This is a genomic window from Dolichospermum sp. UHCC 0315A (assembly GCF_008121535.1).
In the GTDB taxonomy this organism is placed as follows: domain Bacteria; phylum Cyanobacteriota; class Cyanobacteriia; order Cyanobacteriales; family Nostocaceae; genus Dolichospermum; species Dolichospermum lemmermannii.
The window spans coordinates 2,999,685-3,011,942 of the sequence record NZ_CP043056.1; the positions used below are offsets into that span (position 1 = coordinate 2,999,685).

Genomic DNA, 12,258 nt, shown 5'->3' on the forward strand with positions numbered 1-12,258 from the left:
GCCAAAAAACAGCTAAAACTTACTGCATTGCACCAACAACGTAGTCGAAGTAAGAACCAGCTTCACCAGCGTCTTCAGAAGACAACAGGGTAGCAGCAACGTTCTTCATAGCGGCAACGCCACCAGCAACTGCATCAATGGGAGTACCCAAAGACTTGTACATTTCGCGGACACCAACGATACCGATTTCTTCGATGGCTGTAACATCACCAGAAACGATTCCGTAGGTAACAAGACGCAAGTAGTAGTCTAAGTCACGCAAGCAAGTAGCTGTCATTTCTTGACCGTAAGCGTTACCACCGGGGGAAACAACATCAGGACGTTTTTGGAACAGTTGGTCGCCAGCACCTTTAACAATGCGTTCGCGGTTTTCGGTCAATACTTGAGCGATGCGAAGACGTTGTGCGCCACCAGCAACAAAACCTTTGATTCTGTCTAATTCACCGGGGCTGAGGTAGCGAGCTTCTGCATCAGCATTCACGATAGCTTTCGTGACGATACTCATTAATGGATTCCTCCAAAACTAATGGAACCAGAATTTGATTAAACTGGTACGACTTTATATGGTTGGTACTGAATTTACATCTTGATTTACATTTTTAGCCAGATTGACTGGATTTGGTGTAAACCAGGTGGAAAACTCAATTACCTCCCGCAAAATATTGTCCAGTATTATGTTGAGCATTTATTACTGCTCTTAATATTTTGTAACACTTATTTTCAGATTTGCTCATTCTCAGGGAACAGAGAGCAGCGCGGTCTTGGGGTCTCCCCAAGTGGAGCGACTGCGGAGGAACAGGGAACAGGGAACAGGGAACAGTAAAAAGCTAGATAAAACAACCTTTTCTGTCACCTATTACCTATTACCCATGACCCATTTTCCTATCTATTGGGAAGACCACCTGTGAGAACAGAAGGAGACAAGCTAGACCAAGATTGTTTCACCAAGTCAGCTTCAGCTTGAACACTACCCAAGTAGTTACCTGCTGGTAAAGATGGATAGCGTTTGTAGGGAACAACGTCTTCACCAAAGTAACGAGCATACTCAGGACTGTTAACAATTGCCTCTACAGCCGACCGTAAACCGCTATCAGCCAATAATTTGTTATATTGACGGATTTCGCCTTGGGTAGCTGGTGCGCGTCCCAAAAGGTGACGGAAGAGGAATTCAATTACCTTGGTGTTGGGATAAGGCGCGTAGAAACGTTTGCGATAGATTTCGGAACTGGCTAGTTCGAGAACAAATTCACGCACGGTAATTTCACCGTTACGCAATTTGCTATCCAAGTCAGAACGGCGGAAATAAGCAGGTACTTGACCGCTAAATATGTCCATTACCTGACAGTAGATAGCATTGATGACCTGATTGGTTTCGGGGGAATTTGTCCCAGTGGTAGCACGGTAAATCCGGGCTGGTTTGCGACGGCTTGTACCAACACCAACTTCTACAGATTGACCACGACCATCATTGAAAGAACGACCCAATTCAATAAACAAGGGTTTAGTCTTGTCCATTTTCTTGGCTTGGGCTGCCAAATCAGCGATCGCCTTGGCGAGAATTGGCGTATTCTCAGTTTTAATCCGGGGCTTCACAGTGGCAAAACTAGGAACAACCAAATCATCATTTTGCTTGGTTAGCTGGTTGTAAAGCTTCTCGGTATTGGGGAAATTAGCCGCAGGTAAAGTGGGGAAGCGACGGAAAGGAACAGTATCTTCTCCAAACACTTGACCATATTCAGCACTTTCAACCATCGCGCTAATAAAAGCCCGAATCCCTTGAGTAGCGAGGATTTGGTTGTATTTGCGAATTTCTGCTTGGTCAATAGGGGCGCGACCTAAGAAATGCTTAGTTCCCAACTCAATTACTTTTGTATTGGGGTAAGGTGTGTAGAACTCCTTCAGGTACAGGCTAGAGTAACCCAAACCTTGAATAAATTCCTTAACGCTGATTTCACCATTCACCAACTTACTTTCTAGAACCGTGAACTCGTTCTTAGAAATGTAAGAAGCAATATCTCGCTCGAAAATCTGCCGATAAGCGCCGCTAATCACAGTTTCCGCCGCAACCTTGTCATTTTTAACTGCTGTCAGTTTAAAGACCTTGGTTTGCTCACGTTGCTTAGTAACACCTTGGTTAATGCGGAACTCAATATCTGGTTCAGTCCGCATTTCTGTGACTGTACCCAATTCCACAAAGCGAGGTGTTTCCTGTTTCTCAACATTCGCCAAATCTTCGCGGATAGTCCCCACACGTAATTGACGTAAAGACACACCCGCAGGAGTTAGATAGCGTTCGTAAGGAACTGTATCTTCATTAAATGCTTGGCTGTATTCGTCACTGTCCAGAATGGCATCAACGACCGCATAAAAGCCCTTCTTAGCAGCGATGTCAAAATACTTGTTGTTTTCTTCCCGACCGTAGGTAGGACGACCTAACAAGCGACGGTGAATGTACTCAATGGCTTTACAGACATAGAGAGAAGTCCAGTACATCTTCCGGAATAAATCCGACTTCGCCAACATCCGCACAAACTCGCGGACGGTGATATCGCCGTTTTCCAGCTTAATTTCCGCAACTTTCAGCCGTTGACCTTCGTAAACATCACGACCAAAAACTTGTAGATAAGTAGCCTTAATTACCGCTTGGGTAGAACTTTCCGAGAACTTGACACTTACACCCTTAGGAGCTTTTCTGCCAATAGTTCCAGGTAACTGGTCTAACTTGAACACCTTCGCGCCCAAAGTCCCAGGAGCTACACTCCGAGCATTAGGATTGCTGAGTTGGTTATTGATACCAGGCCCTTGGTGAATCAAGATCCGGCGAGTATCCTTACTAAACGGTGCAGGGCTGCTGCTGGGGTTGCGGGTTGCTTTCGGGAAAATCGCCCCAAATTGAATTTCCAAGGGGTCATTACCAGAACCGTAGGGATGTTGGTCAGGTAATGGTTGTTCGTAAGCAGCAAAAGTTGTAATAAACTGAGGAACTTTCCGGAAAGGCGCACTGTATTTAAACAGGTCTTGCTGTTGTCCCCAGTTACGACATTCTTGGGCTTCTTGACCCAGACCCCGAATGTAGGGAACTGTTTCTTCACCAAAGTAATCGCTGTATTCGGTAGAATCTACCAAAGCATCAACTAAACCTGCCAAACCTTTGAGGGAAACAATGGCAAAATATTTTTGCACTTCCTCACGGCTACTTGGTCCCCGTCCTAAAATGTGACGGAAAGCCAATTCAATCACCCGGCTGTTAATAAAAGGCTGATAAAACTGTTTTTGGTAAAGGGGAGATTTAGCAAGACGGCGAATAAACTCCTTCATGGAGATGTCGCCATTTTTGACTTTGGATTCTAAGTCAGAGATAGACAAGCTATAAGCACGGGTAATATCGCGCTCAAATACTTGACGATAAGCCGCTTTGATGACTTCTGTCTTTTCGCTAGAAGACAAGCCGGGCTTCATGGCGTACTTGGGACGACGTTCTGCGGCCACAGCGTAAATTTGTGGCAGTTGTAACCCTTGTTTGTCGCCGGAAGGACGTTGACGAACTTTAGTAGAAGGTGTTGGTGCTTTAAATTCTGTCAGCAACACATTCATGTACTCAGTCACAATTTCTGTGGCTGCGGCATCTTTACGGAAATAAGACAGGGACGCTGCTTTGATTTCCTGTAAAGCGACGATGGTTGCTTCTCCAGAACAGGCATTTTCAATAATTTCCCGCAAACCTCTGGTATTTACAGAGATGATGTTGGGGTCGCCAGCGACAATGGCGTAGGTGGCATAGCGCAAGAACCAGGACAAGTCCCGTAAACTCTTGGCCATGTTGCTAGGCCCATAACGAGCGACGTTAATGGGTCTAAAGCCTGGAGGTGTGGGGCCACCAGCAGAAGTATTGAAGATGGAACGCAGGTTTTCAAAGAAACCACCACGACTTTCAACGTAGGTGACTGTTCCTAGTTTCATGCCCTCTTGGACATTAGCACCAGCGCCAACCATTGCCAATTCTTTCTCTTGGGGCTTTTCTAAGAAAGCCATTGGTGAACCACCAATGAAAATCCGGTTAGCCGCACGAGAAACGATGATTTCGGAATTGTCTGTCAAAATTTTGGCAATTTCTAACCGCTTTGCCCCGGAGGTAAAATAACTGCCAAGTTCACTTAGTTCACCTCTTCCCAAAAAGCGGTCTTGTTGTTCCGCTTGGGAAATGGTGGCGACAGGTAAGGTTTGATATAGTTGCGGACGCGCAACTGAGCTTCCACCGCTTGCCTTAACACTCATGGGATTTTTAAGACTCCTATCATAATTGTTTATCTGTTCAGCCTGGGTTATTTATTTTAAGGCTTGACATTTTTGCGTATTTATGAATGTTACGCCTCTAAAACCCAGTAAATTAACTCGGTCGATTTTCAGATTAGAACGTTTTGCGTTTACACTGTTGGTTTATTAAGAAGTATGTCGAATCTGTAATCTAAATTTGATATTCAAGAAGATACATACTTCCATTTTCTGGGATGAATATAGATTTTATCCTACATTCTGTACTCTGATGATTCTTAAACTTATTCATAAAACCAGGGGACAGACGGGAGGCAAAAATGAGAATGCTATATTAGTAACGGGTTGGTAAACCGCTATATTCTCTATTTCGGTGATTGATATCAGAAGGAAATTACGTAAGATAAATTAAATGAGTAGTAAATACAACATTATTTATTAAGTATTATTGCTTATCTTAGCAAGTTACAAAATTTACGCAGAAACGGAGAATGTAAATCTCCATATATATTGCAGTGGTGAAATTATGACGAAAATTTTAGTTACAGGTGCGGCTGGTTTTATTGGTTTTCACCTCAGTAAACACTTACTAGAAAGGGGCGATGAAGTTATTGGTTTGGATAATCTCAATGATTATTACGATGTAACTTTAAAAAAAGATCGACTAAAACAACTTTTAGAAAAACCAGGTTTTAGCTTCCATTTATTAGATTTAGCAGACAGAGAAAGTATCCCCAAATTATTCATTGAATCAAACTTTGATAAAGTTGTAAATTTGGCTGCACAACCAGGAGTGCGCTATTCATTAAAAAATCCCCACGCCTATGTAGATAGTAATTTGGTAGGATTTGTCAATATTCTAGAAGGTTGCCGGCATACAAATGTACAACATTTAGTATTTGCTTCTTCCAGTTCAGTTTACGGTGCAAATACAAAAATTCCTTTCTCCGTTCACGACAATGTAGATCATCCCGTTAGTTTATACGCAGCCAGCAAAAAAGCCAACGAATTAATGGCACATACTTATAGTAGTTTGTATGGCTTGCCAGCGTCAGGATTGCGCTTTTTTACAGTTTACGGTCCCTGGGGTCGTCCTGATATGGCATTGTTTCTCTTCACTAAAGCAATTTTGGCAGGACAACCAATTGATGTTTTTAATTATGGTAAAATGAAACGCGATTTTACTTATATTGATGACATTGTTGAAGGTGTAATTCGCGTTATTGATCAAGTTGCTGAATCGAATCCCAATTGGTCGGGAAATGCACCTGACCCCGCGACAAGTTATGCACCATATAAAAATTACAATATCGGCAATAATCAGCCGATTGAATTAATGAACTTCGTCGAAACCCTAGAAAATTACTTGGGTATGAAAGCCAAAAAGAATCTGCTACCAATACAACCTGGTGATTTACCTGTAACTTATGCTGATGTTGATGATTTGGTGCAAGATATTGGTTTTAAACCCAATACCTCTATTGAAGTGGGTATTGAGCGATTTGTTGTATGGTATCGGTCATATTACCAAGTTTAAATGCAAAAATATTGACTCTTTAGCTTTTCTATAAATTCCGTCTTTAAGATAGACAAATATCATTTTCCTTGGTTAAAAATTAGTAATTGATGATTGGCCATAGTTTATTTTATGGCTTCAATCACCAATCACCAAATTAAGTAAGCGCTTCCGCACCACCGACAACTTCCAGAAGTTCCTGGGTAATTGCGGCTTGACGGGCTTTGTTGTAAGACAAAGATAGAGTTTTAATCAATTCACCGGCGTTTTCGCTGGCGTTACTCATCGCTGTCATCCGTGCGGCTAGTTCACTAGCTGCTGATTCTTGTAATGACCGTAATAGCTGATTGCTCAGATATAATGGCAACAAAGAATCCAGAATTTGCACTGGATCTTGTTCAAAAATCATGTCACTAGGTAAAGCGGTAACTGTACTAGCTACCTTTTCCCGTTCCACTTGGAATTGACCACCACGGGTAGTTAAACGGAAAACTTCGTCATCCGCTGCTTCTAAACCTTGGGTATCCAAAGGAAGAAGGGTTTGGACTACGGGACGAGAACTAACCAGGGAGACAAATTTTGTATAAACTAGCTCAATCCGGTCTACTTTTTCCGAAAGGAAGAGAGAAAGTAGTTCATCAGCAATATTTGTAGCTTCTGCGGCGGTAGGAAGTTGTTCTAAACCGCTGTAGGTGGCATCAATAGGCTGATTCTGGCGTTGAAAGTATTGAGTAGCTTTGCGGCCAACCAAGACATAAGTATAGTTTACACCTTCAGATTGAAGTTCCTTGGCACGGTTCTCAGCGCGACGAATGACGTTACTATTGTAACCACCACACAAACCCCGGTCGCCGGAAATTACCAACAAACCGACTGTTTTAACTTCGCGTTTTTTCAGTAGGGGGAGGTTGACATCTTCAAACCGCAATCTGGTTTGCAAGCCAAATAATACTTGCGCCAAACGGTCTGCAAAGGGACGGGTAGCAATTACCTGTTCTTGAGCGCGACGGACTCTCGCCGCTGCTACAAGCCGCATGGCTTCTGTGATTTTTTTGGTGTTTTTGACCGACTGAATGCGATCGCGTATTGATTTGAGATTAGCCATAATTTTTAGGTCATTGGTAATTGGTAATTGGTAATTGGTAATTGGTAATTGGGTAAAAGTTATTGCTATTACCTATTACCCACTACCTATTACCTGTTACCTGTACTCTCCCCTACGCTGCTGCTTGGAAGGTCTTTTTGAATTCGGTAAGAGCGGCTTTCAAAGCTGCTTCTTCTGCATCACCTAGAGCTTTGCTACCTTGTACGCCTTGGAAGTATGCAGTGTTAACATTCTTCAAGTAGCCACGTAGACCTAGAGCAAAGCTAGTTACTTGATTAACTGCAATATCATCTAAGTAACCGTTAATACCAGCGTAAAGAACCGCTACTTGTTCAGCTACGGAGAGAGGATCGTTTTGGGGCTGTTTTAAGAGTTCCCGTAAACGGACACCACGCGCCAACTGGTCTTGAGTGGCTTTGTCTAAATCAGAAGCGAATTGTGCGAAAGCTTGTAAGTCGTCAAACTGAGCCAATTCTAGTTTGATTTTACCAGCAACTTTTTTCATTGCCTTGGTTTGCGCCGCAGAACCTACACGGGATACAGAGATACCGGGGTTTACAGCGGGACGGATACCAGAGTTAAACAAGTCAGAAGACAAGAAAATCTGACCGTCAGTAATAGAAATTACGTTGGTAGGAATGTATGCAGATACGTCACCAGCTTGGGTTTCAATGATAGGTAGAGCAGTCATACTGCCTTTACCTAATTCATCGCTGAGTTTAGCAGCACGTTCCAACAAGCGAGAGTGAATGTAGAATACGTCTCCAGGATAGGCTTCCCGACCGGGTGGACGACGGAGGAGCAAGGACATTTGGCGATAAGCCTGTGCTTGCTTGGAAAGGTCATCATAGATGATTAAGGTCGCTTTGCCTTTGTACATGAAATACTCAGCAATACTAGCGCCTGTGTAGGGTGCGAGGAATTGGAGGGTAGCTGGGTCACTGGCGTTAGCCGCAACAACTACTGTGTAGTCCATCGCGCCCTTTTCTTGTAAGGTTTGGACTACGTTAGCAACGGTGGAAGCTTTTTGACCGATAGCTACGTAAACGCAAACTACATCTTCACCTTTTTGGTTGATGATGGTGTCAATAGCGATCGCAGTTTTACCAGTTTGACGGTCGCCAATGATTAATTCCCGTTGACCACGGCCGACGGGAATCATGGAGTCAATAGCGGTAATCCCTGTTTGCATCGGTTCATGTACAGACCGACGAGCAATAATCCCAGGGGCAGGAGATTCAATTAACCGAGTTTCGGTAGTCTTAGGATCACCTTTACCATCAATAGGACGACCCAAAGCATCAACAACGCGACCAATGAGAGCGTCACCTACGCCTACTTGGGCAATTCTACCAGTAGCGGTTACAGAGCTACCTTCTTGAATACTCCGACCTTCGCCCATCAGTACCGCACCGACGTTATCTTCTTCTAAGTTTTGGGCGATACCAATTGTGCCATCTTCAAATTCTAGGAGTTCCCCAGCCATAGCTTTTTCCAAGCCATAAATCCGGGCAATACCGTCACCTACTTGTAGCACTGTACCAACGTTAGCAACTTTAACCTCTTGGTCATATTGCTCGATTTGTTGTTGGATGATACTGCTGATTTCGTCAGGTCTAATGGAAATACTCATTTGTCGTGCTAATTAGTGTCGGAAGAAGTTAATGATAATTAGTGATTGGTCATTGGTCATTGGTCATTGGGAAAAATTATCCCTATTACCCATTACCTATTACCCATTACCCATTACCGATTTAGTTACTGCTTAAACGTAAGGAAAGACGACGTATTTGTCCACGCAAACTAGCGTCAATTACTTGAGAACCAACTTTGATAATTACACCACCAATTAAATCGCTGTCTATTTTTGTGGCTAATTCCACTTGACGCGCTTTGGTAAGAGTAATCACCTTTTCTGTAATTGCTTGCTGTTGGGTTTCTGTGAGGGGAACCGCAGAAGTAATTTCAGCTAATACAGTTTGATTTAGTTGGCGTAATAGCACTAAATACTGCTGTAAAATTGGTTCTAAGAAAGCAATCCGTCTTCTGTCAACTAACAGCAGTAAAAAGTTACGGAGGCAGAGGTTTACACCTTCACCAAGTAATTGTTTGAGGACATTTTTCTTGTTCTCTGGCTTGACAAAGGGATTGCTCAAAAAGCTTGTGAGTTCTTGACTCCCTGTTAATAAGCCGATAAATGTCCGTGCGTCTCCCCCAACCTCTTCTGTTAAGTTTTGAGATTGAGCAATGGATAACAGTGCCTGTGCATAAGGCTGAGATACTTCAGCGGTTGCTGCATCACTTTTCATATCTCGCCTCCCAGTTGTGCGATGCTACGATCAATTAAAATTTGTTGAGCATCTGCGCTAATACCACCCTTGAGTTGTGCTTCCACTTTTTGCAGTGCTTGTAGCACTACCTTTTGTCGAAGTTGGGAGATAGCTTTCTCTAGTTCTGCATTCAAATCAGATGCTGCGGTTTCTTTCAACCGCTCTACATCCAGATTCGCTTTAACTAAAATAGCTTCTTTAGCTGCTTGAGCATTTTGTTCAGCTACTTGAGTAATTCTCTGTGCTTCCTGCTGTGCTTGGGTTAACTGCCCTTGGGCTTTTGCCAAAGCAGTTTGTGCTTCCCGCAAGCGTCCTTCTGCATCTTGAATAACGCTTTCAATATTGGAGCGTCTTTCGGTCAAGATATTGGTTAAAACTTTGCGTCCAAAGTAGAATAGTATGCCAATCAGAATTACTAAGTTAATTAGATTGGTTTCCAGGATGTCTAGGTTTAGACCGAAACCGCCTTCTGCTGCGCCTTCTGCCATTTCAGAGTTAACAGCTTCTGCGGCAAGTAATAAAATATTGCCCATGTTAGCCATCTACAAGTGCGCTGCTCGCTTGGTAATTCGTTGATTTTTCCCGACAGGGAAAAAAGTGCCAATGTTTTGGACACTTAAATTTCGCCACATTTTCGGGCATAAGCCCTGATGTGTTTATGCTTTCGTAGCACCAACTTGGTGATATAGTCGGAACTATTTCACCAAAGCAGGTCCTAATAGTTTTTCTAGAATCTGGTTGCTGAGGGCATCAACTTGTGCTTCTAGGGTTGCCATAGCTGCTTGCTTTTGCTGCTCTATTTCTCTAGCAGCTTGTTCGCGTTGAGCTTGGGCTTCCTGTTGAGCTTCAGCTATTTTTTGTGCTGTAATTTTCTTAGCTTCATTCTGGGCAGCTTCCATAGTTACTTGTGACTGCCTACGAGCGGATGCTAGTTGCTGCTCATACTCTTTGGTTAAGCTTTCAGCTTTAGCCAAGCGTTCACGAGCATCAAGGTTACTGGTACGGATAAAATTATCCCGATCATCCAATACCTTAGTCAGAGGCTTATAGAAAATTGCATTCAACAAAGCTGCCAGCAACAAGAATTGCAATGCCATTAATGGCAAGGTAGCATCGAAATCAAACATTTCTCTCCTCTTTGGCTGGAATAGGAATTTGCTTGGCTAGTAACGTGATCCAGCCGTTGATAATTTTACGAATCTCTTCCTAGATGATCCATAAATTGCCAGTTTTTAGAGGCGTGTAGATGTCCAGTTTTTTACTTGCTGTGACATCTTGCACGTCTCTAGATTAACAAAACTTTTTCGGTCTTAGGCAAAAGGGTTAGCGAATAGCAATACCAAGGCAATTACCAAACCGTAAATTGTCAAGGATTCCATGAAGGCTAAGGTTAAAAGTAGTGTGCCGCGAATTTTGCCTTCTGCTTCAGGCTGACGAGCAATACCTTCTACTGCTTGACCTGCTGCATTACCTTGACCAAGACCAGGCCCAATTGAAGATAAACCGATAGCGAGGGCAGCAGCCAGAACTGAAGCAGCTTGTACGATTGGATCCATGACGATTTTCCTTGCTTTAACTACAAAAATTACAAATGTACGTAACAACTAGATATGTGTTTTTCACACTGTACTAGGTTCTCAAATCGCCGTGGCGATGTTTTGAGCAAATTTGCTCGTTTTAACTGGGCAATCAACTGAGGGCGTTAATGCTCCTCATGTCCTTCTTCGCCGTGTCCCTCTAAGGCTTCATGAATATATGCCCCGGCTAGGGTCGCAAATACGAGGGCTTGAATGGCACTAGTAAATAAACCCAAAGCCATTACTGGCAAAGGCACAAAGAGAGGCACGAGTAATACCAATACACCCACAACTAATTCATCCGCCAATATATTTCCAAATAGACGGAAGCTTAGGGAGAGAGGCTTGGTGAAATCTTCGAGAATAGCAATTGGCAAAAGAACGGGTGTTGGCTCAATATATTTCTTAAAGTAGCCTAGACCTTTCTTACTAAATCCAGCGTAGAAATACGCCAAGGATGTGAGCAATGCCAATGCGACGGTTGTATTGATGTCGTTGGTAGGAGCAGCTAGTTCACCAGCAGGCAATTTGATTAGCTTCCAGGGAATTAATGCTCCTGACCAATTTGATACGAAGATAAACAAGAATAGCGTACCAATAAATGGTACCCAGGGGCGATATTCTTTCTCTCCGATTTGGTTTTTCGCTATGTCCCGAATAAATTCTAGGGCATATTCCATGAAATTTTGGATGCCGCTAGGAATTTTTTGGACGTTTTTGGTGGCAGCTAGTGATGCTATTACTAGTGTAGCAATCACAAACCATGAGGTGAGAAATACTTGCCCATGTATTTTGAGACTGCCCAGTTGCCACAAGAAGTGATGACCTACTTCTAATTCGGCGAGGGGAAAAGCGTTAAAAGCGTTTAATACACTAAGCATGGGCGTTCTTCAAGGTTTTCCCCAAAAATCGAGGATTGGAGGATTGTCTGTAGTGGTTTAGCATTGTGCTTTACCTCTACAACTTTAAGCTTCAGGAATGAATCCAGTTTGCACAATATAGATGAGGAGGGTAGCTTTGTAGGTGAGAAACCCCAAGAATATAGGTAGAATATGTAGCTGATGCCATTGACTCGCCAATATAATCGGTATCATGATCAGAGCAAAACGATTTTTACTCAAACTCTGTTTTTCACCACCAAGTCTCTCGACATCGTTAGCCAGCATTTTTAAGTAAACCACACCTGTACACGCCCCAATCAAATAATTTAGGGCTATGTTTAAGGAATAAAAAATCCACACAGAGATAAAAATAATCCCCGTCAACACAAGTGTGATGACTAGCAACTTCTGATAGAGTTGATAGAACTCTTGCATGGAAGAGCTTACTGGTTCTGTTTGAGCAAAACCAGATTTCTCATCTTGTTGTGTTGTCTGAGTCGGTGCAATTGATTCTTCTGACAAGCTCACGAGACTTGAAACCAGTACAGCTAATATGAGATGACTGTACATTCAGTCA

General features: G+C 43.0%; 11 protein-coding genes. 1 reads left to right on the plus strand and 10 read right to left on the minus strand.

All coding sequences use genetic code 11. The features are described from left to right. Nucleotides 1–19 precede the first annotated feature (19 nt). Together apcA and BMF77_RS14600 are read right to left on the minus strand one after the other, a co-directional pair. Nucleotides 20–505 carry an allophycocyanin subunit alpha gene (apcA, locus tag BMF77_RS14595; protein WP_148763726.1) on the minus strand — a complete coding sequence of 162 codons (486 nt, stop codon included), beginning with the start codon at nt 503–505 and terminating at the stop codon, nt 20–22. Between the two features lie 377 nt (nt 506–882). Further along, nucleotides 883–4,275 (minus strand): phycobilisome rod-core linker polypeptide, encoded by a 3,393-nt coding sequence (locus tag BMF77_RS14600; RefSeq protein WP_148763728.1) that lies wholly within the window; start codon nt 4,273–4,275, stop codon nt 883–885. A 523-nt stretch (nt 4,276–4,798) separates the two neighbouring features. Here BMF77_RS14600 and BMF77_RS14605 point away from each other — a divergent pair. Continuing rightward, the gene (locus tag BMF77_RS14605) at nt 4,799–5,809 is read left to right on the plus strand and encodes an NAD-dependent epimerase (RefSeq protein WP_148763730.1); all 1,011 of its coding nucleotides are present in this window, start codon (nt 4,799–4,801) and stop codon (nt 5,807–5,809) included. Between the two features lie 136 nt (nt 5,810–5,945). Here BMF77_RS14605 and BMF77_RS14610 read toward each other — a convergent pair whose 3' ends face one another. The 8 genes from BMF77_RS14610 to BMF77_RS14645 form a co-directional block, all read right to left on the minus strand. Further along, nucleotides 5,946–6,893 (minus strand): F0F1 ATP synthase subunit gamma, encoded by a 948-nt coding sequence (locus BMF77_RS14610; RefSeq protein ID WP_148763732.1) that lies wholly within the window; start codon nt 6,891–6,893, stop codon nt 5,946–5,948. Nucleotides 6,894–7,005: 112 nt separating this feature from the next. Continuing rightward, nucleotides 7,006–8,526, minus strand: a complete 1,521-nt coding sequence (gene atpA, locus BMF77_RS14615; protein WP_015083294.1) for a F0F1 ATP synthase subunit alpha — start codon at nt 8,524–8,526, stop codon at nt 7,006–7,008. A gap of 121 nt (nt 8,527–8,647) precedes the next feature. Then, nucleotides 8,648–9,202, minus strand: coding sequence for an ATP synthase F1 subunit delta (gene atpH / locus BMF77_RS14620; RefSeq protein ID WP_148763734.1), 555 nt, complete (start codon nt 9,200–9,202; stop codon nt 8,648–8,650). Beyond that, nucleotides 9,199–9,765, minus strand: a complete 567-nt coding sequence (locus BMF77_RS14625) for a F0F1 ATP synthase subunit B (protein ID WP_148763736.1) — start codon at nt 9,763–9,765, stop codon at nt 9,199–9,201. The genes atpH and BMF77_RS14625 overlap by 4 nt, the downstream gene beginning before the upstream one ends. 153 nt (nt 9,766–9,918) lie before the next feature. Further along, a complete protein-coding gene (locus tag BMF77_RS14630) occupies nt 9,919–10,350 on the minus strand; it encodes a F0F1 ATP synthase subunit B' (RefSeq protein WP_148763738.1) in 432 nt (143 codons plus the stop codon). A gap of 183 nt (nt 10,351–10,533) precedes the next feature. Then, nucleotides 10,534–10,779 carry an ATP synthase F0 subunit C gene (gene atpE / locus BMF77_RS14635; RefSeq protein ID WP_148763740.1) on the minus strand — a complete coding sequence of 82 codons (246 nt, stop codon included), beginning with the start codon at nt 10,777–10,779 and terminating at the stop codon, nt 10,534–10,536. Nucleotides 10,780–10,925: 146 nt separating this feature from the next. Continuing rightward, nucleotides 10,926–11,681 (minus strand): F0F1 ATP synthase subunit A, encoded by a 756-nt coding sequence (atpB, locus tag BMF77_RS14640; RefSeq protein WP_148763742.1) that lies wholly within the window; start codon nt 11,679–11,681, stop codon nt 10,926–10,928. An 84-nt stretch (nt 11,682–11,765) separates the two neighbouring features. After that, entirely contained in the window at nt 11,766–12,251 is a 486-nt protein-coding gene (locus BMF77_RS14645; protein WP_210422201.1) for an ATP synthase subunit I, read from the minus strand. Between the last annotated feature and the right edge of the window lie 7 nt (nt 12,252–12,258).

Bases quoted from the DNA above. Each gene is read 5' to 3' on its own strand.
- apcA (WP_148763726.1), bottom strand. From the start codon at position 505: ATGAGTATCGTCACGAAAGCTATCGTGAATGCTGATGCAGAAGCTCGC.
- BMF77_RS14600 (WP_148763728.1), bottom strand. From the start codon at position 4,275: ATGAGTGTTAAGGCAAGCGGTGGAAGCTCAGTTGCGCGTCCGCAACTA.
- BMF77_RS14605 (WP_148763730.1), top strand. From the start codon at position 4,799: ATGACGAAAATTTTAGTTACAGGTGCGGCTGGTTTTATTGGTTTTCAC.
- BMF77_RS14610 (WP_148763732.1), bottom strand. From the start codon at position 6,893: ATGGCTAATCTCAAATCAATACGCGATCGCATTCAGTCGGTCAAAAAC.
- atpA (WP_015083294.1), bottom strand. From the start codon at position 8,526: ATGAGTATTTCCATTAGACCTGACGAAATCAGCAGTATCATCCAACAA.
- atpH (WP_148763734.1), bottom strand. From the start codon at position 9,202: ATGAAAAGTGATGCAGCAACCGCTGAAGTATCTCAGCCTTATGCACAG.
- BMF77_RS14625 (WP_148763736.1), bottom strand. From the start codon at position 9,765: ATGGCTAACATGGGCAATATTTTATTACTTGCCGCAGAAGCTGTTAAC.
- BMF77_RS14630 (WP_148763738.1), bottom strand. From the start codon at position 10,350: ATGTTTGATTTCGATGCTACCTTGCCATTAATGGCATTGCAATTCTTG.
- atpE (WP_148763740.1), bottom strand. From the start codon at position 10,779: ATGGATCCAATCGTACAAGCTGCTTCAGTTCTGGCTGCTGCCCTCGCT.
- atpB (WP_148763742.1), bottom strand. From the start codon at position 11,681: ATGCTTAGTGTATTAAACGCTTTTAACGCTTTTCCCCTCGCCGAATTA.
- BMF77_RS14645 (WP_210422201.1), bottom strand. From the start codon at position 12,251: ATGTACAGTCATCTCATATTAGCTGTACTGGTTTCAAGTCTCGTGAGC.